The 22660-nt window shown below is 68.0% G+C and carries 20 protein-coding genes and 1 pseudogene; 7 read left to right on the forward strand and 14 right to left on the reverse strand.

Features of this window, described 5'->3' with window-relative positions:
- The first annotated feature begins 161 nt into the window (after nt 1–161).
- Nucleotides 162–521: a PspC domain-containing protein gene (locus tag D7Y21_RS07605; protein ID WP_014399816.1), complete on the forward strand. Its 360-nt coding sequence runs from the start codon at nt 162–164 to the stop codon at nt 519–521.
- Nucleotides 522–714: 193 nt separating this feature from the next.
- Here the strand turns inward: D7Y21_RS07605 and D7Y21_RS07610 are convergent.
- From D7Y21_RS07610 to D7Y21_RS07630, 5 genes and pseudogenes are all read right to left on the reverse strand, one after another.
- Nucleotides 715–1943, reverse strand: a pseudogene (locus tag D7Y21_RS07610) (IS3 family transposase).
- A gap of 129 nt (nt 1944–2072) precedes the next feature.
- On the reverse strand, nt 2073–3623 hold the full coding sequence (locus D7Y21_RS07615) for a DUF2357 domain-containing protein (RefSeq protein ID WP_158627250.1): 1551 nt from the start codon (nt 3621–3623) through the stop codon (nt 2073–2075).
- Between the two features lie 135 nt (nt 3624–3758).
- Nucleotides 3759–5291 (reverse strand): McrB family protein, encoded by a 1533-nt coding sequence (locus tag D7Y21_RS07620; protein ID WP_121712191.1) that lies wholly within the window; start codon nt 5289–5291, stop codon nt 3759–3761.
- Nucleotides 5288–6772: a DNA cytosine methyltransferase gene (locus D7Y21_RS07625; RefSeq protein WP_370038273.1), complete on the reverse strand. Its 1485-nt coding sequence runs from the start codon at nt 6770–6772 to the stop codon at nt 5288–5290. The genes D7Y21_RS07620 and D7Y21_RS07625 overlap by 4 nt, the downstream gene beginning before the upstream one ends.
- Nucleotides 6773–6900: 128 nt before the next feature.
- Nucleotides 6901–7455 carry a very short patch repair endonuclease gene (locus D7Y21_RS07630; protein WP_121712193.1) on the reverse strand — a complete coding sequence of 185 codons (555 nt, stop codon included), beginning with the start codon at nt 7453–7455 and terminating at the stop codon, nt 6901–6903.
- A gap of 241 nt (nt 7456–7696) precedes the next feature.
- Between D7Y21_RS07630 and D7Y21_RS07635 the strand changes: the two genes are divergently transcribed.
- Nucleotides 7697–8056: a PspC domain-containing protein gene (locus D7Y21_RS07635; protein ID WP_014399816.1), complete on the forward strand. Its 360-nt coding sequence runs from the start codon at nt 7697–7699 to the stop codon at nt 8054–8056.
- Between the two features lie 34 nt (nt 8057–8090).
- On the opposite strand, the gene D7Y21_RS07640 is transcribed toward D7Y21_RS07635, so the two are convergent.
- Complete coding sequence (locus tag D7Y21_RS07640; protein ID WP_121712195.1) at nt 8091–9998, reverse strand: methyl-accepting chemotaxis protein; 1908 nt, start codon at nt 9996–9998, stop codon at nt 8091–8093.
- 37 nt (nt 9999–10035) lie between these two features.
- A complete protein-coding gene (locus D7Y21_RS07645) occupies nt 10036–10587 on the reverse strand; it encodes a PDC sensor domain-containing protein (RefSeq protein ID WP_199724150.1) in 552 nt (183 codons plus the stop codon).
- A 258-nt stretch (nt 10588–10845) separates the two neighbouring features.
- Here D7Y21_RS07645 and D7Y21_RS07650 point away from each other — a divergent pair, with 258 nt between their 5' ends.
- On the forward strand, nt 10846–11388 hold the full coding sequence (locus D7Y21_RS07650; RefSeq protein ID WP_304988557.1) for a Uma2 family endonuclease: 543 nt from the start codon (nt 10846–10848) through the stop codon (nt 11386–11388).
- 4 nt (nt 11389–11392) lie between these two features.
- Here the strand turns inward: D7Y21_RS07650 and D7Y21_RS07655 are convergent, their stop codons facing one another.
- Nucleotides 11393–11872, reverse strand: coding sequence for an MOSC domain-containing protein (locus D7Y21_RS07655; protein ID WP_233612012.1), 480 nt, complete (start codon nt 11870–11872; stop codon nt 11393–11395).
- Nucleotides 11873–11993: 121 nt separating this feature from the next.
- On the opposite strand from D7Y21_RS07655, the gene fumC reads away from it, so the two are divergent.
- From fumC to D7Y21_RS07670, 3 genes are all read left to right on the forward strand, one after another.
- Nucleotides 11994–13391 (forward strand): class II fumarate hydratase, encoded by a 1398-nt coding sequence (gene fumC / locus D7Y21_RS07660; RefSeq protein WP_120561309.1) that lies wholly within the window; start codon nt 11994–11996, stop codon nt 13389–13391.
- A gap of 93 nt (nt 13392–13484) precedes the next feature.
- The gene (gene clpP, locus D7Y21_RS07665; protein WP_014399808.1) at nt 13485–14084 is read left to right on the forward strand and encodes an ATP-dependent Clp endopeptidase proteolytic subunit ClpP; all 600 of its coding nucleotides are present in this window, start codon (nt 13485–13487) and stop codon (nt 14082–14084) included.
- 213 nt (nt 14085–14297) lie between these two features.
- A complete protein-coding gene (locus D7Y21_RS07670) occupies nt 14298–14618 on the forward strand; it encodes a hypothetical protein (RefSeq protein ID WP_233591344.1) in 321 nt (106 codons plus the stop codon).
- Between the two features lie 135 nt (nt 14619–14753).
- Here D7Y21_RS07670 and D7Y21_RS07675 read toward each other — a convergent pair whose 3' ends face one another.
- The 4 genes from D7Y21_RS07675 to D7Y21_RS07690 all read right to left on the reverse strand — a co-directional run bounded on the left by D7Y21_RS07675 (nt 14754) and on the right by D7Y21_RS07690 (nt 19846).
- Entirely contained in the window at nt 14754–15203 is a 450-nt protein-coding gene (locus D7Y21_RS07675) for a DUF3293 domain-containing protein (RefSeq protein WP_121712199.1), read from the reverse strand.
- Nucleotides 15204–15232: 29 nt separating this feature from the next.
- Nucleotides 15233–16783 (reverse strand): MBL fold metallo-hydrolase, encoded by a 1551-nt coding sequence (locus D7Y21_RS07680; protein WP_304988558.1) that lies wholly within the window; start codon nt 16781–16783, stop codon nt 15233–15235.
- A 136-nt stretch (nt 16784–16919) separates the two neighbouring features.
- Complete coding sequence (locus tag D7Y21_RS07685) at nt 16920–17435, reverse strand: ester cyclase (RefSeq protein WP_121712201.1); 516 nt, start codon at nt 17433–17435, stop codon at nt 16920–16922.
- Complete coding sequence (locus tag D7Y21_RS07690; RefSeq protein ID WP_121712202.1) at nt 17432–19846, reverse strand: acyl-CoA dehydrogenase; 2415 nt, start codon at nt 19844–19846, stop codon at nt 17432–17434. The genes D7Y21_RS07685 and D7Y21_RS07690 overlap by 4 nt, the downstream gene beginning before the upstream one ends.
- A 151-nt stretch (nt 19847–19997) precedes the next feature.
- On the opposite strand from D7Y21_RS07690, the gene D7Y21_RS07695 reads away from it, so the two are divergent.
- Complete coding sequence (locus tag D7Y21_RS07695; RefSeq protein WP_120561314.1) at nt 19998–21266, forward strand: phosphatidylserine/phosphatidylglycerophosphate/cardiolipin synthase family protein; 1269 nt, start codon at nt 19998–20000, stop codon at nt 21264–21266.
- 3 nt (nt 21267–21269) lie between these two features.
- On the opposite strand, the gene nth is transcribed toward D7Y21_RS07695, so the two are convergent.
- Together nth and D7Y21_RS07705 are read right to left on the reverse strand one after the other, a co-directional pair.
- Complete coding sequence (gene nth, locus D7Y21_RS07700; RefSeq protein WP_233612013.1) at nt 21270–22034, reverse strand: endonuclease III; 765 nt, start codon at nt 22032–22034, stop codon at nt 21270–21272.
- Between the two features lie 74 nt (nt 22035–22108).
- A complete protein-coding gene (locus D7Y21_RS07705; RefSeq protein ID WP_121712223.1) occupies nt 22109–22609 on the reverse strand; it encodes a GNAT family N-acetyltransferase in 501 nt (166 codons plus the stop codon).
- Nucleotides 22610–22660 lie beyond the last annotated feature (51 nt).

Here is a 22660-nt window from a genome sequence, read left to right on the forward strand (position 1 = left end):
CAACATCGCCTGGATTAAATCTGTAAATCCACTGACGCAGCCGGACAGAAACCCCCGGAATCACGACATTGGGGGGCGGACGCAATCGCGGGCGGTGGGGTCCGTAGGTAGGTATGGGACCCCCATCGTGCCAAGCGGGGGCCTGACTGGGAGGTCACCTCATGGACGTCACGACACGCTGCAGGGCCTGTTCGAAGGAGCTGTCCGGGGAGGCGCAGCGCTGCCCGCACTGCCGTGCGCGGACGGTGCCGATGCACCGGGGCGAGGGGCGGGCGCTGCTGGGCGTCTGCTCGGCGCTGGCGCGCGAGCTGGGCGTGGACGTTTCGCTGGTGCGGGTGGCGTTCGTGCTGATGCTGTTCGCGTCCGCGGGAATGAGCGCGGCGCTCTACCTGCTGCTCTGGGCGTTCATCCCGGCGAAGGCCTACGGCCGGGCGCCGTTGCAGGGGACGCTGGACTGGGTGTCCAAGGTCGCGAATACGCCGGTGGACGACGACACGCCCCGCTGGGAGAAGCGCGTCTGAGGTGGCTGCCGGCCCCTGGCGCGTTGCGCTGCTAGTCCTCGTCCCGGATGAAGTCCTCCGGTTGGTAGTGGAAGGTGCGGCGGGCCTTGGCCAGGGTGAAGGCCCAGCGAATGGGAGCGCGGTGGAGGTTTGCGTCGCGCGCCCAAGCGCGAGTCTTGTCCCGGAGGGCCTCCACCGAGTGGAGTTGCCCCCGTCAAATCGGACAGCTCAGGGTTGAGAGTTTGCAGTACGGAATTCGCGGGGTGACTTCATCTTGAGCACACGGTGCGGGTGACAGCGGTTGTAGTCGTCGAACCAGGCAGGCAATTGCGCGAGGACGTGGGCGGCGCAGGGCAGTTCGTTGAGGGAGACGTAGTCTCGCTTGAACGTCTTCACGAAGGACTCCGCCATGCCGTCGCTCTGCGGTGAGTACGCTGGCGTGGTGCAGACGAGGAGGCCCAGGGATCGTCCGAACTCGCGCGTCGGGTGCGCGGTGTAGACGGGGCCGTTGTCGGACAGCCACTCCACCGGGTGCGACACCTTCGAGGTGCCCGGCCCGAAGCGCGCCTCGACCGTCTCGGCCATCAAGTCCTGGATGGTGAGCGAGGTGGATGCCCGGCGGAGGCCTGGAAGGCGATGACCTCCCGGTCACAGCAGTCGAGGCTGAAGGCCACCTGCACCCGCTCGCCATTCCAGCAGCGGATTTCGAAGCCGTCGCTGCACCAGCGCAGGTTGGACTTGAGCGTCACCACCTTGCCGTCATGGGTGCGCATGGGCTTGCCCGAGTGTCGCTGGAGCAGCCGTTGCCCCTCGCGCATGAGGCGGTACGCCCGCTTGGGGTTGACTGGGGGCTTTCCCTCGGCTCCGCGCTGCCGGTTGAGGACAGCGCAGGCCCGCCGGTAGCCATAGGTAGCCCGCTGCCCGACGATGGCCTTGAGGCCCGCGAGCACCTCGGCGTCAGCTTGGGCATTGGGGCGGCGGGGGGCTCGCGGGGAGAGGGGACGGTGCAGTGTGGAGCGGGCCACGCCCAGCGCCCGGGCCACGCCACTCACAGGATGCCTCCCAGCCTCGACAAGGCCGCGGGCGACAGAAGTTTTTTTCGCGCGCCAGTTCCACTGCGTCCCGCAGGATTTCCGCCTCCTGTGTCTTCTTACCCAGCAAGCGCTGCAGCTCGCGCACCTGGGCCTTCAGCGCCTGCACCTCGGACTCGGGCCCCACGGCCTCACCGGCCTGCAGTCCGGACACGCCTCCCGCCTCCTTCAGGTGCCTCCAGCGAAACAGCAGGCTGGCGTTGATGCCGTACTTCCGGGCCACCAGGGAAACGTTGCTGCCTGGGGCTTCGCTCTCGGCCACCAGGCGCAGCTTCTCCTCCGCCGAATACCGGCGGCGGCGCTTGCCCTGCTCGCGCCCTTCCGAGGCGCCCTCTTGAAGCTTCTTCTCCATCGTCAGACTCGCTTTTAGCCGATCGAGCCTGTCCGACTCTTCAGGGGGGCTACACCAGGCGGCTTAGGTCACTCCGCTCTTCGCTCCACGGGTCAGTGTTGCTGAGGCCCTCGGGAAGATGCGACTCGATCAGGTCTGACAGGTGGAGAGCAGTCTCTCCAGGAATTCACGGCACTGCTCGACAGACATGCCTGGACGCATCGACACCGCACCGAACCGGAAAGCCTCCCGGTACCCTTCCCGGAAGAACACCTCGGGAGCTTCATCATCTTGCCAATCGCCTTCTGCTTCAGCGCGCAGTTGCGGCGTCAGCAAGAAGGCGGCCTGCACCGTGCGTTGGTGGTGCTGTGGCCTGCCCGCCTCAAGCTGTTCCACGAGGGAATCGCGGTAGGTGTGGATGGAGCTAACCGCATCACTGAGTCCCCCTTCCACCCGGTACTTGGCATCCAGGACAACGATGGGCCTCGCGCTTCCCTGGCTGATCGGTGAGGTTTCGATAGCGATGTCCGGGCGCATCGGGCGACTGAATGAGCCCACCGACGGCCCCGCCCTGCGCCACATCTCGCGGTAGAGGGGTTGGAAGATGAGCGTGAAGGCTCCGAAACGGAGCGGCTTACCCTCCAACTGCAGCACCAGCCCACCATGCTCGGTACGTTCGACAATGGCTTCGCGCCAGGAAGCCTCAGAGCCCGCGTGCAGGGCGGCTGCCCGGGCGAGGCGCAGGAAGCACCAGAGTTCGTACAGGTCGAACGTGCGCCGCAAAGGCACCTTCGCAAAGCTGCCGGTCACATCCGAGAGTCCAGCCAGAAAGTCCCGGTACGCCCGATAGAAGCGGCGGTAGGCCGGCACGCGACGGAAGAGATGTGAGGGAGCAACAGTCCCGTGTGAGGGCGCCACGCCCTCGAAGAGGGGCAGGCGTGTCATCCGCTCCACCCTGCGTCCCATCTGCCGTGCATGGCGCGCGATCAGTGCGATGCGACCAGCATCTGCTGCATCCCTCATGGCACTGTCCAACTGCCGGGCCACATGCTGGAGGAACTTGGTCCACATTCCCAGCACCATGAGAATGTCTGCGTGCTCCCTCCTCCGGGCGTCGAACCGTCCCGATGTCTTCTTCACCATTGTCGGCAGATGCTGGTTCAGCCGGACGGCAAGCTGGTGCGCCGCGGGTGGTAGGCGTTCCAGTTCCGCATCCGTCAGACGTCGCATGGAGCGCGAGGCTCGCGTCAGTGCGTAGGGTGTGACGCCACCTGCACGACCCAGCGGCACGCTACGCGTCTCACGCTCCAGGCGAAGCCAGGGCTTGCGATTGATGTCCTCGACGGCTGCCTCAATACGGTTGAAGCACTGACGAAGGAACTCGAACCGAGCGAATTCCAGGGGCCTGTCCCCTCGGGCAATGCCTACGCGGTGGCCCGTCAACGCGGCGAGCGACAAGGTGTCGGAAAGGATGTCGCCCACCATCTGGGCGAACTGCGCGCGCGTGAGCTTTGCGACGCTCGGGTCGGTGAGAACCTCCACCACCAAAGGAGAGGCAGTCAGGCCGCCGAGCGTGAGTTCGACGGTCCCTGCATGGAATCCGACGGGCCAGCGCCACCGCACATGGGTGTTGGAGAGCGCCACGCGCTCCAACTCCATGCCATCAACAGCGAGGGACACCTTGAAGACGTCAATACCCATCCCCTTGAGATGGAACGTGACGTTAGACGCTTCCGTGACCACCCCTGGTGGTATCGGTTCGCCTGATGGAAGGAGTTGGAAGCTTGCACCTCCCGGGACGACTGCTTCGAGAGAGAGTCCCGCCGGCAGCATTGGCTAACGCCAGAACTGGAAGGATTCGTAGAGGGAGAGTTCGCTGCGCATCCGCTCGACGGCGGCTCGCGAGCGGGGCAGTCCGTCGAGAATGACGAATAGGTCGTTCAGCATCTTCTCGTGCTCTGGCCCACCCCTCAGCTTCGTCAGGATCTTCTGTTCGACCTGCACATCGAGAGCATCAGCGAGAAGCCCGTGTCCGGTGCTGAAGGCGACGTACTTCGCAATCTCCTCAATGACGCGGTAGCCGAAGTGCAGGCCGTGCGGAGCAAGCGTGTTCGACAGCCTCTTGAGTCGATCTACCAGCGGTTGGTCGAGCACGCCGACCAGTTCAGGGCTCCTGGATTTGAGGCCCGCACAGAAGGCGTCAATGTCCACTGCGCTCATGTCAATGACATTTGCACGATCCAGTACCTTGGGACTGAAAGGGCGCGTTGTCTCGTCCATGTTCACCGTCCCGACGATGTAGAGATTGCCCGGCCAGTCTATCGACCTGGGTACTCCCACGTCCTGTGATTCGTTATGGAGGTGGATGGGCTCTCCCGACTCCATCGCGCTCAGCACATCGGCGAAGTAATGCTCGGGCTGAGCAAGGTTCATCTCGTCGAGGCAGACGAAGACCGGGCGCGTTGGATCGTGATGGGCCTGGAGAAGTGCCTCTACGAAGCGTGTCCTCTGGTAGCGGCCCGATACCATATCCATGAAGCCGAGCAGATGCGCAGGCTCGGTCCAATCCGGCCGGACTGCGATGAGATAGACGTTTGCAGAGGGAAGCTTCAGCGAGTCGATGCCCAGAGCGGCATATGCGTAGGTGCGCGCGAGCATCGTCTTGCCGGTGCCGGAAATTCCAGTCAGCAAGACGAAGTGCTTGTGCGACAGGTGGTTCAACGCGACATGGTAGCGCTCCAAAAGCGAGCGTATGTACACGGCCCCCAGCGCATGAATGCGACGCTCGATCTCAGGGAAGAGAGCCGAGGCAAGGTTGATGGGGGCGCCACCAACACTTGCGCCAGCCGCTCCCAACTGCACCAGCGGGGTTGTTCCCATGCACTGGCGGACGAACTGGACGAAGGAGACTTCCACCGGGTCGAGGTTGGAGCCGTGTTCGATATCGGCGTAGTATGCTACATCTGCGCGCACAGGCTGCCCGGCCTCCGGGGGAATCGTGGCCAGCGAATCGATGTCCGACAGCGCGAGGTAGATTCCGTTCGGATGGATGTAGAAGCGGACGTTCTTGGGCTCGCGTCCCTCAGCGCGCATCTGATCCACCCGAGCGATGAGGTCTGCCAGTCCAGCTCCTCTGAAACGGAGTGCGAGAAAGAGCGTGCGGTCCGGCGGCAACATGAGGCGGCTGGCGAACAGCAGTGGTTGTGTGTCTGTCGCCTTCAGCCCCGTGAGGTTCCAAATGCCCAGGCGGAAGCCCGCATCAATCTTGAATGGGAGATTGCTGGCGCCTTCCAGCTTCCGCAGCTTCGCATCTGGGATGGCTGCCGAGAGACGCCTGGAGAACTCAGCGACAAGCTCGGAAGGTGTCATAGGTAGTCACCTAGACTCAGTTGATGCACGGTTCCAGGCTTGGTCAGCGGGAGCTCCGCTTCATTTCCGGCGCCAAGAAGCCCGAAAAGGTGCTTGCCGAGCGCAAACGAGAGCAGCGGCGGAACGCTGTTGCCTATCTGGCGGAACGCCGGATTCATCGTCCCCTTGAAGATGAATCCGTCGGGAAATGATTGGAGCCGAGCAGCCTCTCGCACCGAGATGACCCGCGCCTGCGCTGAGTCGTAGTGGATGTGGCTGTACGTATCCTTGCCAAGATGAGCCATCAGCGTTCTCGCAGGTGCGTCGGGCTCCATCTTCCGCCATTTATTGGGAAATTTGGTGTGATCGTATGGCGGCACGTACTCCGCGCGGATTGCCTCCCATGCATTGGTCCCTTCCCGAGGCGGCTTACCTTCTCTTCCTGCCAGTCGTGCAAGCTCCTCATGGAAAAGGCGCTCGGCGAGTTCGTACGCGCGCGGATAGTCATCACCTGCCTTCATCAGTCGGAAGAGGCGGTAGTCCCGATTGCTGAGGGAACGGGTGACGTGGTCTCGCAGTTGGCCAGAAGAGGCGAAGCCGGGCCATGCGCGCAATTCCCGCGCATAGACGCTGGGCTTTACACCATCTCGGTATGGGACGCCGAGGTTGAACCGGCGAGCCCCACGCTTGTCCGTACCCTCCAGGTGAGCGGTGATGGGGGGCAGGTCGCGCAGTGCATCTTCCACTGTTACGGCCATTCTCGGCCGCTGCACAAGGCGTGGGGTTTCTACAAACCTGCTGCGCACCGACTGGAAGGGGGCCGCGGGGACGATGTGCTTGAGCGCAACCTGGCGCGAGCCTTCGTATCCTGGAGGAAAATCGACCTTGTGCGTCCCGAGAGGGAACGTGGGATGGATGCCCACGCGCTCGTGGATGGCCATGAGGAAGAAGCGCTCCCGCATCTGCGGAACACCATAGTTCGCCGCATTGAGCAGTGTGTACGCCGTGCGGTACCCGAACTCCTCCAGCGTGTCGCAGATCTCCTCGGCGAGGTTGTGCCCACCGTAGTTGAGGATGTCCGGGACGTTCTCCATCACGAGCGCGACGGGAGCGAGCGTCTCTACATATCGAAGGTACGGCAGGTAAAGCTTGGCCCTGGGATCCTGTCGAAAAGCTTCCGGATGCTGGTTGATTTCCCGAAGCTTCGCCCTGCCAACGCGGGCGAAGGCAGGACATGGCGGACCGCCTACGATGACGTCGACTTCGGTTCCAGCCTCGGAGTGTCCCCACTGCGCCATCACTGCAGCGGGCTCATTTTCCTGCGCCGTAATGTCCCTCGCCTTCGCATGCACGGCGAACTCGTCGGCGGGACTCTCCCCATGGAAGTTGGTCGCATAGGTGAGTGCAGCCAGTGGATCGAACTCGATGCCTCCCACGCTCCGTCCGCCAGCGCGATGGAATCCGAGAAAGAGGCCCCCGGCGCCAGCAAAGAGGTCGATCACACGCGGGCGTCGGTCTGCCCGAAACAGTGAGGTCGAGCGGAGGCGGGTGAGCTTCTGCTGGACGTAGTGATCGATCCGCTCAGCCCTCGCAACCGGAGCGGGATCGGTACTGACAGGGGCTGGTTGTCTCATCGCTCTCGTCTGGACCACTTTCGGGTACTCCTGCTCTGGACCACAACTCTTGCGGGTGCGCAATTCTTCAACTCGCGGAGGTGACGCCGCTCCAGGTCCTCAGGTCCGCCAAGCGCCTCCACCCGCACAACCCGCCAGTCTGGAGGCGACCTCCAGTCCGGGGCGGACACTGCCTCTTCAACCCGGTCGGCCGAGTTTTCGAGGTTCTCCCACACCTGATGCTCCCAGAGGCGGCACACCCTCCAACCCAATCGTCCAAGTTCCTGTGTCTGCAGCGCATCGCGCTCCACGTTCTCGGTGAGTTTTCGGGACCAGAACTCATCTTTTGTGCGCGGCCGCACGTAGTGGTCTGGACAGCCGTGCCAGAAGCAGCCGTCGATGAAGACCGCGACTCGCGCGCCTTGCAACACGATGTCGGGCCTGCCCACGGGAGTCCTGACATGTAACCGATACCGCAGCCCTCTGTGCCAGAGCGCACGTCTCAGAACCAATTCCGGCTTCGTGTTGCTGCCTCGGATTCGCGACATCTGCTCCGAGCGGCTAAGCCCCATGCAAATCACCTTCCAACGTGCTGACCTCCCACCAGAACAACCTCACCCATCCATACTCCGCATCCAGGTCATCGGCGGAGGTTCCGCACACCGAGGAACTATAAGTGCGAGACCGACATCGCTAGGGTCTGCTCCTTGCCAGTGGGTAGGGGGCACTGGATGCATGAGGCAGCGGTGGGGTCCGTAGGTAGGTATGGGACCCCCATCGTGCCAAGCGGGGGCCTGACTGGGAGGTCACCTCATGGACGTCACGACACGCTGCAGGGCCTGTTCGAAGGAGCTGTCCGGCGAGGCGCAGCGCTGCCCGCACTGCCGTGCGCGGACGGTGCCGATGCACCGGGGCGAGGGGCGGGCGCTCCTGGGCGTCTGCTCGGCGCTGGCGCGCGAGCTGGGCGTGGATGTTTCGCTGGTGCGGGTGGCGTTCGTGCTGATGCTGTTCGCGTCCGCGGGGATGAGCGCGGCGCTCTACCTGCTGCTCTGGGCGTTCATCCCGGCGAAGGCCTACGGCCGGGCGCCGTTGCAGGGGACGCTGGACTGGGTGTCCAAGGTCGCGAACACGCCGGTGGACGACGACACGCCCCGCTGGGAGAAGCGCGTCTGACGTAGCTGCTGCCGTCCCTCTGGCGCGTCCGCTGCTAGACGCGCCAGACGCCGGCCACGGACTCCATGCGCTCGGCCACGCCGCGCAGGGCTTGTGTCATGCGTTGGGTGCCGTGCATGGCCTGGAGGGTGTCGTCCATCATCCGGGACAGGTCCGTGACGGCGGCGAAGATCTGGGCGATGCCGGCGTTCTGCTGGATGACGGCGGCGGCGATCTGCTGGGCCGCGGACGCGTTGTCCTGGATGATGTCCGTCAGCGCGCGCAGGCTCTGACCGCTCTCGCGCACCTGGGCCAGGCCCGCCTCGGAGCGGCGCTGGCCTTCTTCTGACAGCGCCACGGTGTCGTGGATGCCGCCGCGGATGGCGTCCAGGATGTCGCGCACCCGGCCGGTGGCCTGGATGGACTGGTCCGCGAGGCTGCGGATTTCGCGCGCCACCACGCCAAAGCCCTTGCCGTGCTCGCCGGAGCGCGCCGCTTCGATGGCCGCGTTGAGCGCGAGCATGTTGGACTGGTCCGCCAGGTCCTTCACCGTCTGGGTGATGCCGCCAATCTGCTGCGTGCGCTCGTTGAGGGAGGAGATGCCCTCGGCCAGGCGCGCGCCGTGGTCGCGCAGCTGTTCGAAGCCGTCCAGGCTGGCGCCGAGCGCCGTCTGTCCGGAGCCGCCCGCTTCACGCGCCCGCGCCACCAGCGCAATCACCGCCTGCGAGCGCTCCGCGGCCAGCTGCGAGGTCTGTTGGATCTCCTTCGCGGTGACCTGCGTCTCCTGGATGGCGGTGCCCTGCCGGATGAGGTTTCGCTCCTGCTGCTCGGTGGCCTCGGTGAGCTCGCTCACCGTTTGCCCGAGGACGCGGGTGGCCTGCTGGAGGCTGGTGGTGGACTCGCGCAGGTGGTCCATCATCCGGGAGAAGGCGGAGGCCAGCTCGCCCACTTCGTCCTGGTGGTCGTGGGCTTCCACCTTCTGGGTGAGGTCGCCCTCGCGCACCACGCGGGACACCAGCTGGCTCAGCGTGGCGATGGGCCGCGTCACCCCGCGCGCCAGGGCCCAGGCGGCCAGGACGGCCAGCCCCAGGAGCGCGGCCCCCGAGAGCAGGCTGAGTTGCAGGAAGCGCCGCAGGGGCAGGAAGGCCTCGTCCGCCTCCATCGCCGCCACGAAGCGCCAGCCCTCGCCCGCGGCGAAGCGATGGGTGACGTCGTTGTGGGCCTCGGCCCGCACGGGGTTCGTGAGGACCGGCGTGCCCTCGGCGCGGGCGCTGAAGAGGCTGGCGCCGTCCGGAGCGAGGATGGCCAGGGTGAAGCTCTTCTGGCCCCGGTCCTGGGCCCGCTGGAGCGCGCCCTCGACCACCTTCTCCAACTGGCCCCAGTCATACGCGGCCAGCAGCACGCCCACCCGTGCGCCGGAGATGGGGCTGAGCACGGGCAGGGCCAGGGGCATCACGGGGCGGGCGAGGAAGGGGTCCTCCTTCGTGAGGGTGTCCGTGAGGGTGGCGGGGTCCAGCCGGTCCTCCAGCGCGGTCTGGAACCAGGGCGAGGCGCGCACCTCCTGTTCGCGGCCGGCGAAGGCCTGGCGCAGCTCTGGCCGGCTCGCGGAGACGGCGCGCCCGTCGGGGGTGAACAGCACCAGTCCGGCGAAGCTGGTGTGCCGGCCGTTGAGCGAGGCGAGCACCGCGTCGCTCTTGGCGTAGGTGTCGAAGAGGAGCGCGCCGCGCACGATGGCGTCCTCGGTCCACGCGCGGGCGTTCGCTTCGCGCTCGTGCAGCGAGGCTTCGATGAGGTCCTGCAGGCCGTCCGCCTCCACCTGGAGGACGCCGTGCACCTGCTGCTCCAGGTTGCGCCGGATGGTGTGGACCCCGGCCCCGACGGCGGGGACGAGGGCGGCGACGAGCAGCAGGCAGATCCACAGCGTGAGGCGGCCCCGCAACTTCAATCCGGACAGCAGTCGCATGCGTGAGGACCCCGGTGGGGAACGGGAACGGTCGGTGTCACAGGTCGAGCAGGGACAGGCCCACGGTGAGCGCGCCGATGACCCGGGCGCCGTCGCGGACGGGGAGGGACACCTGGATGACGTAGGCCTGGGAGGACTCGTCGAAGAAGGGGGCCTCCTTCAGCGCGGGGCCGCCGCGGCCCTGGGCGTAGGTGAGGCGCCACTTGTCCTCGTCGCCCTGCCAGTAGTCGGACGTGCGCCGGCTGGCGCAGACGAGCGCGCCTTGATCATCCATGGCGAAGGCCTCCGCCATCGCCGGGCCCAGGTGCTTCCTCAAGCGGCGGAGCGCGCCCGTGCAGGGGCCGTCCAGCACGCGCTGCTTGTGGGGCGTGAGCGACGGGGTCGCCACCCATTCCGCGTCCAGCCCCTGGATGGTGGCGAGCGGCGTGCGGCGCGCGTTCTGGGCACGCAGGGCGCGCACCACTTCGGGGTCCTCGGCCAGGCGCCGCAGGTGGGGCATCACGCTGTCCACCTTCTGGAGCTGCGCGACGCCGTCCGGCGGCAGCTGCCCCCAGGCCGCCAGCGCCAAACCCAGCCATTGCATGGACATCCAGGCGCCCCCAGGAGCCGTGAGAACGATTGAGAAAAGTGTGTCACGGACCTGCTGGCGGCGTCACCCAGGCAGGCGTGATTTGAATAATTCAAGCTAAGCTTGTTTTCATCGGGTTCAGGGCAGACGGCACTGCACGGGCCTGTCTTCCTGCCTCCGTACACCGGCACGGAGTCGGCCCTTGGCTTGAGGATGTCAGGGGTAGGAGGCATCCTTGCGCGCATGGGCGATGGTAACGGGAGTGGGAAGGGGAAGTCGGTGTCGTATGCCGTCCTGGAGGACGTGCCGCCGACGAAGGTGGGGGAGATCATCGAAGGGGAGCTGGTCGTCAGTCCCAGGCCGGCGTCTCCCCACGCGCGGGCCGCATCGAAGCTCGGCGGGTGGCTGGATGGGCCGTTCGACGAAGGCAGCAGCGGTCCCGGCGGATGGCTCATCCTGGATGAGCCGGAGCTGCGCTTCGCGGGGACGGGGGATGCGCTGGTGCCGGACCTCGCGGGATGGCGTCGCGAGCGGATGCCGCGCATGCCAAACACGCCTGTCTTCTCCCTGGCGCCGGATTGGATTTGCGAGGTGTTGTCGCCGTCCACCTACCGGTGGGACCGAGGGCCGAAGATGCGCGTCTATGCTCGCGCGGGCGTGGAGTGGCTGTGGTTCATCGACCCGCTGGCGGAGGGATTGGAGATCCACCACCTCCAGGACGGCCAGTGGCGCTTGCATGGAGTGCACCTGGGAAGTGGAACCGTGAATGCCGTTCCCTTCGATGCGGTGCCTCTGAATCTGGGCCGGCTCTGGAACCGGTGAGGGCTCAGGGCAGCTTCGGCCGGATGATGCGCGGTGCGTCCGGGTTCACGTCCAGCAGGCGCACGGTGTCTCCTTCATGCACGGTGCCTGCCTCCAGCACTCGCGCGAGCTGACCCCTGCGGCCCCAGCTGTCCTTCAAGAGCCCGGGGCGCAGGGCGTCCAGCTTCCAGCAGGGCACGCACGGTTCGGTCAGCTCCACCACCACCTCGCCTCCCAGCGCCAGACGCTGTCCCGGTGGCAGCGCGTCCAGGGGCAGGCCCTCCACCAGCACGTTCTCCTTGATCACGCCTTCAGGCACGTCCAGCGCCGCGCGCTGCGCTTCGTCCAGCAGCAGGAGCTGGCGCTTGTGGCCCACCGCCCTGCGCTGGTGACGGTCGCCCTCGAAGCCGTGCTGCTCCACGGCCCGGGCCTCCGGGACGCGGCGCATGGGGGTGCCTCGCTCCTGGGCCAGGAAGAGGGCTCGGATGGTGCCTGCGGTGCTCACGACGTGACACTAACGCCGGCGGGCCCCTTCGGTGAGGGGGCGGCCCTTCACTCGGGCCTGCCGTGGCGGCCCGGCGGTGTTAATCGCGCGGGACATCGTTCCTTTCCGCGGAGGCAGCACCGTGAGCACGAAGAATGTTCGCATCGAGAAGGACACCTTTGGTCCCATCGAAGTCCCCGCCGACCGGCTCTGGGGCGCGCAGACCCAGCGCAGCCGCCAGAACTTCGCCATCTCTTCCGAGCGCATGCCGACGGCGCTCGTGCACGCGCTGGTGCTGGTGAAGAAGGCCGCCGCGCTCGTGAACCAGGAGAACGGCTCCCTCTCCAAGGAGAAGGCCCAGGCCATCGTGAAGGCCGCGGATGAAGTGCTCGCCGGCCAGCACGACGAGGAGTTCCCCCTGCTGGTGTGGCAGACGGGCAGCGGCACGCAGACGAACATGAACTGCAATGAGGTGCTGGCCAACCGCGCTTCCGAGCTGCTGGGTGGCGAGCGCGGCGAAGGCCGGAAGGTCCACGCCAACGACGACGTCAACAAGGGCCAGAGCTCCAACGACGTGTTCCCCACCGCGATGAACGTGGCCGCCGTGGAGGCCGTGGTGAAGCACGTGCTGCCGGAGCTGGTCGCCCTGCGCGACGTGCTCGCCCAGAAGTCCCAGGCCTTCCAGTCCATCGTGAAGATTGGCCGCACGCACCTACAGGACGCGACCCCGCTCACCCTGGGCCAGGAGTTCAGCGGCTACGTGGCGCAGCTGGACCGCGCGAAGGGCCACATCGAGGCGGCCCTGCCTCACATGCTGGAGCTGGCGCTGGGCGGCACCGCCGTGGGCACCGGCCTCAACGCGCCTCCGGGTTACTCCGAGCGCGTGGCGGCCGAAATCGCCAGGCTCACCGGCCACGCCTTCGTCACCGCGCCCAACAAGTTCGAGGCGCTGGCCGCCAACGACGCGCTGGTGCAGGGGCACGGCGCGCTCAAGGGCCTGGCGGCGGTGCTGTTCAAGGTGGCCAATGACATCCGCTGGCTGTCGTCCGGGCCGCGCTCGGGCATTGGGGAAATCAACATCCCGGAGAACGAGCCGGGCAGCTCCATCATGCCGGGCAAGGTGAACCCCACGCAGAGCGAGGCGCTCACCATGCTGTCCGCCCAGGTGATGGGCAACGACGTGGCCATCTCCCTGGGCGGCGCGTCCGGCAACTTCGAGCTCAACGTCTTCAAGCCGCTCATCATCCAGAACTTCCTGCAGAGCTGTCGCCTGCTCGCGGACGGCATGCGCAGCTTCCGCCTGAACTGCGCGGTGGGCATCGAGCCCAACCTCCCGCGCCTCCAGGAGAACCTCCAGCGCAGCCTGATGCTCGTCACCGCGCTCAACCCGCACATCGGCTACGACAACGCGGCGAAGATCGCCAAGACGGCCCACAAGCAGGGCAAGACGCTGAAGGAGGTGGCGGTGGAGCTGGGGCTCGTCACCGCCGAGCAGTTCGACCAGTGGGTGCGCCCGGAGAAGATGACTGGCAACCTGTAGGCCCGCCTCCGACCCGCCCAAGCGTGGGACAGCGCACGCTCCTGCAAGAAGGGGGGAGCGCGCGGGAAGGGGGACGATTAGGGTACGGGGGCCATGAACGTCCCCTTCGTCATTGAGACCACGCACCGCGGCGAGCGGGCGTACGACCTCTACAGCCGTCTGCTCAAGGACCGCATCATCCTCCTGGGCACGCCCATCAACGACGATGTGGCCAACCTCATCGTCGCCCAGCTGCTGTTCCTGGAGTCCGAGGACCCGGACAAGGGCATCAACCTCTACATCAACTCGCCCGGTGGCTCCGTCACGGCGGCGCTCGCGATGTATGACACGATGCAGTACGTCAAGTGCCCCGTGTCCACCATCTGCGTGGGCCAGGCGGCCTCCGCGGGCGCGCTGCTGCTCTTGGCGGGCTCCAAGGGCAAGCGCTACGCCCTGCCCAACAGCCGCATCATGATCCACCAGCCGCTGGGTGGCGCGCAGGGCCAGGCGACGGACATCGACATCCAGGCGAAGGAGATCCTCCGCCTGCGCACGTACCTCAATGGCCTGTTCGTGAAGCACACGGGCCACACCATCGAGCGCATCGAGAAGGACACCGAGCGCGACTACTTCATGAGCGCCGAGGAGGCCCGGCAGTACGGCCTCATCGACGAGGTCGTGGAGCGCGCCTCGGGCGTGCCGGCACCCAAGTAGCTTTCATTCCAGCAGGGACCGGAGGAGCAGGCCCCGTGCCGCTGCTCCGGGCGAGCATCCGACGGGTGGTGGTTTCGCAAGCCGCCCCACGGTGCAGGTTGACGGGAGCGTGTCCAACGTCTGGACATGCTGCCCCGCCTCCTCGCCGCCGCTCTGTTACCTGCCTTCCTGGCGGGTGTGGGTTGTGCCACTGGCCCCACGGGACGCCTGCCCGTGCCCCCCAGCTCCCAGCCGGTCCAGGAGGAGTTGGGGGAGCGCAACGTCGTCGACGCGGGCGCGGAATACGCCCGGCAGAACGGCATGGTGCTGGCGGAAGCGGGCCAGGCGGTGCGGATCCGCCCCAACTACTGGCGGGTCCGCTTCGCGCTCCCGGAGGAGGGCTCCGGGAAGTTCCTGGAGCTGGACTTCGACGAGCTGGCCCAGCGCGTGACGAGGGAGCGGGTCATCGACATCAACCCCTCCTTGCTGCCCATCCCCAGGACCTCCCTGCCCAGCGAATCGAGCCCCGCGACGGGCGGCTCGGGCCCCCAGTGACAGCTACGGCAGCCGCGTGATGCGGTCGAGCGCGGGGGCCTGGAGCGGCGCGGCCTCCGAGCTCTTCGCGGCGAGGTGAGGGCCGGGTTCCGAATCCGTGTCGTCCCGTCGGATGTGACGTGGCCGATACCGGGCTCAGGCGCGCGCGGGCTCCCGGCACATCACCAGCTCCGCGGCGCCGCCCACGGCACCCCAGAGCACGGCCTCCTGGTCGAACAGGCGGCCCATGCGCAGGGCTTCGTCGCGGGACAAGCCGGGGACGAAGAGGCTCTCCTCGGACCAGCGACGGTCCTCCGCCACGCCCACTGCGGACACGCTCGGGTGGCCTTGTGCTTCAAGCAGCGTGAGCAGTCGTTGCTGGAGGCGCGCGTTGGTGCGGAGCGGGCGCGCGTGCGCGAGCGGGTTCCACGCGGTGAGGAAGGCCCAGGTGGTGAAGCCGTGAGCAGCGAGCGCGGCGTCGAGCCCTGGATGCAAGGCCTCCACGCGCAGCACGTGCTTGCGGTCGCCGACGAGTGGATGCGGGCGCACGACATAGCCCGTGGCCTTGAAGGCCCCGTGCAGCGCGGCCCGCCGTGCGTCACTCATGTGACTGCGAACCGGGTACGCGCCGCGTGTCACTCATGCGGCGTCGCGACCGCGGCTCCCGCTCCCGGTGGATTGGGGATGGGAGTGGCCACGGCCGCGGGGACAGCGGGCGTCGTCCCCGCGCCTTGCGGAGCCGGCGACGGAGGCGTCGTGTTCGCCGGAGCGACTGGCGGAGTCGCGGCGGTCGGCCCCGCACCCTGCGGAGCCGCGGGCGGTGCGTTCATCGCGGGAGGATTCGCGCTCGGCGCGGCTTGTGGCTTCGGGGTCGCCGGCTTCGCGGCCTGCGGACTCACGGCCGCGGGCACCGGAAGCAACGGCAGCGCCGGGTGCCCTTCCCGCAGCTTGGGCGGAATCTGGCTGGCCACGATGGGCGCCTCCTCCGCCGTCTTCCACGGACGGTCGGGCCACCAGCGCTCCATGGGCGGCGGCGCCAGCGCGAGGAAGTCCTGCCCGGGCCGGGGCGCGGTGATGCCCACGCCGTCGCGCTTCGCGGCGGCCAGCGAGCGCTCAATCGGCTCCGTCCAGCCGTGGTACGCCAGCGTCACCAGCCCCCAGTGCACCGGCAGCATCAACCGGCCCTGCACCAGCCGGTGGGCCAGCACCGCCTGCTCCGGCCCCAGGTGCCAGTCCGGCCAGCCCGCGCCGTACTGCCCCGTCTCGATCATCGTCAAATCGAACGGCCCCAGCTTCGCGCCAATCTCCTCCATCGCGGGGAACAGGCCCGTGTCGCCGGAGTAGTAGACGCGGTGCTTGGGCCCCACCAGCGCCCAGCCCGCCCACAGCGTCTTGTTCTGCTGGAGGAACCGGCCCGACGCGTGCCGCGCGGGCGTGCACACGATGTCCAGCCCCTTCACCTTCGTGCGCTCCCACCAGTCCAGCTCCACGATGCGGTTGGCCGGCACGCCCCAGTATTCCAGGTGCTCGCCCACGCCCAGCGGCACCACGAACGTGGTGTCCCAGTCCTTCATCGCCTCGATGGTGGCGAAGTCCAGGTGGTCGTAGTGGTCGTGGGAAATCACCACCGCGTCGATGGGCGGCAGCGCGTCCAGCGCGATGGGCGCGGGGAACCAGCGCTTCGGGCCAATCCACCCCAGCGGCGACGTGCGCTCGCCCCACACGGGGTCGGTGAGCACGCGGTGCCCGTCCACCTCCACCAGCGTGGACGAGTGTCCCATCCAGGTGACGCGCAGCCCGTCCTCGGGCGGCGTGGCGAAGCGCTTCGGGTCGATGCGGTCCACCACCACCGGCATCCGGGGCGTGCTCTCCTCGCTCGAGCTGAACAGCTCCGACAGCGTCCGCTCCCAGTTGTTCAGGATGGGCTGCGGGTTCTCGAACCCTCCGTCCAGCCACTGCGGCGAGCGCGTCATCCGCTCCAGCCGCGCCCCTTCCGGCACCTTGCCGAACGCACGCCACCCGTCGATGACGACGACGAGCATCACGGCACCCAGCAGGAGCAGGCCCCATCCGAACAGGCGCAACAACCTGCCGCCCCAGGACGGCCGCTGGCCGTAGGAGGGAAAGGCCGTGCGGAAGGCCTTCTGTCGGGCCTTGTCCGCGGCCCGCATGGGTCCCGCGTTCATCCTCATCCCCGGACCCTGATGGGTCCGGTGCGTAGGTGTCAATGGGGAGACATCCCGCTACGCCCCGGTTTTTCCTGACTCCGGCGGCGTCGAGCCCGACCCGTGGCCGTTCACCATGCTCCCGGGTCAGGACACTTCAGGACTCGGGCGGCACGACCTTGAACCCGCGCTGGAGCAGCGGGTCCAGCCGGTCCGTGAGGTCCCACGACTCCACCAGCCGGCCGTCGCGCAGGCGGTACAGCGAGTCCCCGTGGAACGTGAGCGGGCGGGACCTACCGTCCGCGGTGGGCGGGCCCTGGGTGTCCGTGCCCGTCGCGCGCCAGCGCACCATCACCCAGTCGTCCTCCGCCATCACGTGGAGCAGCTCGAACTTCAGGTCCGGGAAGAGGGTGAACCCGGCTTCCGCCTGGGTGCGCACCACCTCCGGGCCGCGGAGGTCCTGGGGGGCGCCCTCGGAGCGGTCCACGTAGTCGGCCGCGATGTACTCCGGCAGCCGCTCCAGGCGCTTCTGGTTGTAGATCTCCTCGGTGAACAGGCGGGCGCGTTCCTTGTTGGATTCGCCCACCTGACGGGCCCGTTCCGCCGGGGACACCGTCGCGCAACCGGTGAGCCCCACGAGCCCCAACACCACCCACGACACACAGGTCCTCATGACGCGCGGGAATCTGCCGGGCCCGCACGGGCGCTGTCAGCCGCCGTGTCGTCGAACCGTTCACCGCCGGGCGCCAGCCGCCCCAGGCCGATGGGCGCCGCCAGGCAGGTGTCGGGAATCCCGAACGCGTCCACCAACCCGACGGCGTCTGGCCGCAGCTCCTCGCACAGCTTCACGCGCTCCTTGCGGATGGCCTGGGCCTTGGGGGCCGTCAGCCAGCCGTGCTCCAGGAACCAGCCGCTGGCGGACTCCAGGCAGGACAGGCCGAAGAGGTCCGCCAGGCGCCCCAGCACCGGCTTGAGCGCTTCGTCCTTCACCTCCGCCACGCCGCGCAGGAACTGCTCCAGCACGATGCGCTCCACGCTCGCGTGCGCCAGGGCCAGCAGGTGCGCCTGCACCTGGTTGAAGGCCTCGAAGGCCTCCACGCCCGCGGTGAGCCGCTTGCGGATGCGCTTGGACACCGATGCGAGCAGGGCCTCCTCGCGGAAGCGCAGGGCGCGCAGCTGGAAGTCGCTGTCGCGCAGGTGGTCCGTGTCCGTGCGCCGGCCGGCGATGGGGTTCCTGTCCGTGAACACCGTGGCGGCTTGATCGACGATGAGGCGCAGCACGGCGAAGACGCGGTCGTCCTCGAAGCGCTGGCGGTAGCCCGTGAGCAGGCCCTTGGCGACCAGCTGCATGAGCACGGTGTTGTCGCCCTCGAACGTCGTGAACACGTCCGTGTCCGCCTTGAGCGACGCGAACCGGTTCGCGGTGAGGTAGCCCTGGCCGCCGCACGCCTCGCGGCACTCCTGGATGGTGGCGGTGGCGTTCCACGACGCGTAGGCCTTGAGGCCCGCGGCGAGCGCCTCCACCTCGCGCGCGTCGTCCTCCGTGCGGTGGACGTAGCGGTCCACCAGGTACTCCAGCGCGAAGTCCACCGCGTACGCCTTGGCCACGAGCGGCAGGAGCCTCAGCTGGTGCACCTGGTGGTCCAGCAGGCGCACCTCGGGAGCGCCCTGGGGGCCGAACTGGCGGCGCAGGTCGCCGTAGCGCACGGCGATGGTCAGCGCGCTCTTGGCCGCGCTCAACGACGCGCACGCCACGCTCACGCGGCCCGCCACCAGCGCGCCCAGCATGGTGAAGAAGCGCTTGGAGTCGCCGGTGATGGAGGAGGTGTACTCGCCGGCCTCCGTCACCTGGCCGTAGCGGTCGAGCAGGTTGTCGCGCGGGACTCGCACGTGGTCGAACCACAGCCGGCCGTTGTCCACGCCGTTGAGGCCCATCTTCTCGCCGCAGTCCTCGATGCGGATGTTCGGCAGGACCTTGCCGTGCTCATCGCGCAGCGGGACGAGCAGCGCGTGCACGCCCAGGCGTTCCCCGTCCACCTCCAGCTGCGCGAACACGGTGGCGATGCGCGCGTGGCGGGCGGCGTTGCCAATCCAGTCCTTGCGCGCGGTCTCCGACGGCGTGTGGATGACGAACTCGCCCGTGGCCGCGTCGTAGCGGGCCACCGTCTCGCAGTCGCGCACGTTGGAGCCGTGGCCCAGCTCGCTCATCGCGAAGCAGCCGGGCAATTCCAGCGAGGCGACCCTGGGCAGGTACTGCTGGTGGTGCCGCTTCGTGCCCAGGAACAGGATGCTGGAGCCGAACAGGCCGAAGTGGACGCCCGCCTTGATGACGAGGCTCAGGTCGAAGAAGGCCATCGTCTCGAACGCGGCGATGAACGCGCCCAGGTCGCCGCCGCCCTCGCGGCCCTTGGGGAAGGCGAGCTGTCCCAGGCCGTCATTGGCCAGGTGCTTGAGCCAGTCGAAGACCTGGTCGCGGTAGGCGGTGGTGCCGAGCCCTTCCTTGTAGCGGAAGTCCGCGTCCTCCAGCCAACCGCGCACCTGCTGGCGCACGTTCGCGTAGGTGCGGTCCAGCACGGCCGTCATCGCCGCCGGGTCGAAGGACGACGTGTGCGAGCGGGGCTCCGCGTGCGGGACGCGCGACGCCCTGGGCACCAGCGAGCGCACCGCCTCCTTGCCGTCCACGCCCAGGGTGGCCTCGATGGAGGCCAGGGCCCTGGCCAGCTCCGCGGGAGGGATGCTCAGGGGCGCTTCGCCCGCGAGCGCCTGGGCCAGCTGCACGCCCAGCTCCGCCAGGTTCTGCTGTTGGCTGGTGGCCAGCTGCTCCGCGGTGGCGCGGATGTGCTCGCGCACGAGGGCCAGCTCGCGGGGCGGGGGCGGACGCAGCGGATCCACCCAGAGGGCCAGGACGGAGCTGGACTTGAGGTCCAGCCAGGGCTGGGAGCGGGCCGCGGAGCCCAGGGCGCGGAGCTCGTCGCCCGTCAGCTCGCCGTCCGTCCAGGCGACGTACAGCATGGGGACCAGCGGGGCGAGGCTGGACAGGGACAGGAGCTCCCGGGCGGAGGGGCGGGATGGGGCGTCGAGCATGCGGACTCTCCAGACGAGGGAACGGAACCCGGCCAGTGTCGCCACGGTGAAAGGCTCCGGCAACGATGGAATGGGGTCCTGTTCACCGTCCGGAGCGGGAGGTAGCCGGTGACTCCCGGGGGAGGGCGGGCGTCCCTACGTTGCTGGGACCATGAGCGAGCTTACGGACGAGTTGCTGCCCCAGCCGGGGGCGCATGGGTTCGACGGCGGCGACGAGACGCGCAAGCACGAGATGCAGGGCCCGTTCGAGCTGCCACCGGGACCCGAGGGCTTCTCGTTCGCGCTCTACCAGACCACGGGCGTGGGGCTGTCACCGGGGCACCGGATGCACCTGCTGGAGAACAGCCAGGTCTTCGACCGGATGTTGGAGGACATCCGCGCCGCGAAGCACAGCGTGCACATGCTCGTCTACATCTGGCGGCCGTGCGAGCTGTCGGACCGGTTCGTGGAGGCGCTGATTGAGCGCTCCGGCGCGGGTGTGCAGTGCCGCGTGGTGGTGGATCCGGTGGGTAGCGAGGAGACGACCGGGGACAAGGACTTCGATCAGCAGATCGAGAAGCGCCTGACGGATGCGGGTGTGGAGGTGCACTACTACCGGCTGCTGGCGGGCAAGGTGCTGGGGCGGCTGTTGAGCCGGTCGCACCAGAAGATCGTCGTGGTGGACGGGCGCATCGCGTACACGGGCGGCTTCGGCATCTGGAAGGTGTGGGAGGGGGACGGGTTGAAGGAGGACAACTGGAGGGACACGCACATCCGGGTGGAGGGGCCGGAGGTGCGGCGCATCCAGGTGACGTTCTCCAAGCACTGGATTGAGTCAGGCGGAGGGTTCCTGCCGCGCGAGTGCTTCCCGGAGCTGAAGGCGGACGGAGGCGGGTGCGCGGCGTTCATCGACAGCGCCGGGCGGCTGGGCATCACCGAGGCGGAGCGGATGGTGCGGCTGGTGGTGGCCGCGGCGACGAAGCGGCTGTGGATCGCGAACGCGTACTTCACGCCGCCCAACGACATCCTGGAGCAGTTGGAGGTGAAGGTCCGGCAGGGCGTGGACGTGCGGGTGATGGGCCCGGGGCCGATGCACGACGTGCCGGTGGTGCGCGCGTCGCAGCGGTCCACGTATGAGCGGCTGTTGGCGGCGGGGGTGCGCATCTGGGAGTACCAGCCGGCGATGCTGCATTCGAAGACGATGCTGGTGGATGACTGGTTGTGCGTCGTGGGCTCCACGAACCTGGATTCGCTGTCGCTCAACAAGTTGAGCGAAGGGTCGCTGGTGTTCGAGGACCGGGAGATCGCCGCGAAGCTGGAGGCGTGCTGGGAGAAGGACGTGCGGCACTCGAAGGAGATCTCGCTGGAGAACGGCGGCAGGACGAACCCGTGGCGGAGGTTCGCGCGGCGGGCCACGCAGTGGGCGGGGCACGACCGGTAGGCTTCAGCGGTGGGAGGTGACGCCCTCCTGCCGGCAGTAGGGGAGCACGGGGCAGGTGGAGCACTTCGGGCGGGTGCCGGTGCACACGTGTTTGCCGAAGGGGACGAGGAGCCGGTTGAGCTCCACCCAGTAGGGGCGGGGCAGCACGGCTTCGAGCGCGGCGAGCGTGCGTTCCGGAGTGGAGGCCTTCACGTAGCCCCAGCGGTTGGTGACGCGGTGGACATGGATGTCCACGCTGATGACTTCATGGCCGCAGGCGATGCCGAGCGCCAGGTGCGCGCACTTGGGGCCCACGCCCTTGAAGGACTGGAGCACGTCTGGATCCGCGGGGAGCTGGCCCTGGAACTCGTCACGCGTGCGCACGGCGATGGCGTGGACCTGGTGGGCCTTGCCTTCGTGGAAGGTGACGGGACGGATGAGGGCGTCGATTTCTTCCGGAGTGAGGCGCGCGAGGGCTTCGGGCGTGTGCGCGCGGGAGAGGAGGCGGAGGGAGGCGGGGAGGCTGACTTCATCGAGCGTGCGGATGGAGAGGATGCACGCGATGAGCTGTTCGAAGAGGGAGCCGTGGCCTTTGGCGGCGAGCTCGAACATGGCGGCGTCCGCGAAGGAGCGGACCTCGTGGCGCACGCGGCGGAGGACCTCTGCGATGTCGAAGGGGAGCTTGTCCGTGTCTGACGGAGCTGCGTGCACGGTGCGGGTGCTCTGGGTGCGCGGCGCCCGCCGTGGACCTGTCGTCGTCGTGGACCGGGACTGCTTCTTGACCGCCATGCGGGCCTCCTGACCTGGGAAGTTGGGTCTGGAGGACGTGACTGGCCGGGCGCACTTGCCGGGCAGGTGGGCGGTCAGGCGGGCGGGGTCAGGTTCATCGCGTACCAGCGGTCGCAGCCGAAGTGGCCGGTGCGGCCCATGGGGGCGCTCAGCGGTTCGAAGCCGACCTTGCGGTAGAGCTTCTGTGCCTGATCCATGCCCGCCAGCGTCTCCAGGTAGCACTGCCGGAAGCCGGCGCTTCGCGCGAAGTCCAGACAGTGTCTCAACAAGCGCTCGCCCACGCCGTGGCCCCGGGCCTTGGGCAGGAAGTACATCTTGCGCAGCTCGCAGACGTCCGGTGCTCCTCCGTCCAGCGGCGCGATGCCCGCGCCTCCCACCACCTGGCCCCCATGCTCCACGACGAAATACATGTGCCGGGGACGGCTGTAGGCCGCGGTCATCGCGTCCACCTCCGGATCGTGGATCGCGAACCCCGGGCCGTCCGCTCCGAACTCGGGCATCACCGCGCGGATGACCGCCGCCATCGCCGCGTCGTCCCGGGCCTCGATGGGCCTCAACGTCAGTTCCGTGCTCATGACCTCCACGGTCCCATGACTCATGACCGCCGGCCAGCGGCGCCGGGTGTG

The organism is Corallococcus sp. AB045, from assembly GCF_003668895.1.
GTDB classification, from domain to species: domain Bacteria; phylum Myxococcota; class Myxococcia; order Myxococcales; family Myxococcaceae; genus Corallococcus; species Corallococcus coralloides.

Excerpts from the sequence above, each read along its gene's own strand:
- D7Y21_RS07605 (WP_014399816.1), top strand. The coding sequence starts at position 162 with ATGGACGTCACGACACGCTGCAGGGCCTGTTCGAAGGAGCTGTCCGGG.
- D7Y21_RS07615 (WP_158627250.1), bottom strand. The coding sequence starts at position 3,623 with ATGGGTATTGACGTCTTCAAGGTGTCCCTCGCTGTTGATGGCATGGAG.
- D7Y21_RS07620 (WP_121712191.1), bottom strand. The coding sequence starts at position 5,291 with ATGACACCTTCCGAGCTTGTCGCTGAGTTCTCCAGGCGTCTCTCGGCA.
- D7Y21_RS07630 (WP_121712193.1), bottom strand. The coding sequence starts at position 7,455 with ATGGGGCTTAGCCGCTCGGAGCAGATGTCGCGAATCCGAGGCAGCAAC.
- D7Y21_RS07635 (WP_014399816.1), top strand. The coding sequence starts at position 7,697 with ATGGACGTCACGACACGCTGCAGGGCCTGTTCGAAGGAGCTGTCCGGC.
- D7Y21_RS07640 (WP_121712195.1), bottom strand. The coding sequence starts at position 9,998 with ATGCGACTGCTGTCCGGATTGAAGTTGCGGGGCCGCCTCACGCTGTGG.
- D7Y21_RS07645 (WP_199724150.1), bottom strand. The coding sequence starts at position 10,587 with ATGTCCATGCAATGGCTGGGTTTGGCGCTGGCGGCCTGGGGGCAGCTG.
- clpP (WP_014399808.1), top strand. The coding sequence starts at position 13,485 with ATGAACGTCCCCTTCGTCATTGAGACCACGCACCGCGGCGAGCGGGCG.
- D7Y21_RS07675 (WP_121712199.1), bottom strand. The coding sequence starts at position 15,203 with ATGAGTGACGCACGGCGGGCCGCGCTGCACGGGGCCTTCAAGGCCACG.
- D7Y21_RS07680 (WP_304988558.1), bottom strand. The coding sequence starts at position 16,783 with ATGAACGCGGGACCCATGCGGGCCGCGGACAAGGCCCGACAGAAGGCC.
- D7Y21_RS07685 (WP_121712201.1), bottom strand. The coding sequence starts at position 17,435 with ATGAGGACCTGTGTGTCGTGGGTGGTGTTGGGGCTCGTGGGGCTCACC.
- D7Y21_RS07690 (WP_121712202.1), bottom strand. The coding sequence starts at position 19,846 with ATGCTCGACGCCCCATCCCGCCCCTCCGCCCGGGAGCTCCTGTCCCTG.
- D7Y21_RS07695 (WP_120561314.1), top strand. The coding sequence starts at position 19,998 with ATGAGCGAGCTTACGGACGAGTTGCTGCCCCAGCCGGGGGCGCATGGG.
- nth (WP_233612013.1), bottom strand. The coding sequence starts at position 22,034 with ATGGCGGTCAAGAAGCAGTCCCGGTCCACGACGACGACAGGTCCACGG.
- D7Y21_RS07705 (WP_121712223.1), bottom strand. The coding sequence starts at position 22,609 with ATGAGCACGGAACTGACGTTGAGGCCCATCGAGGCCCGGGACGACGCG.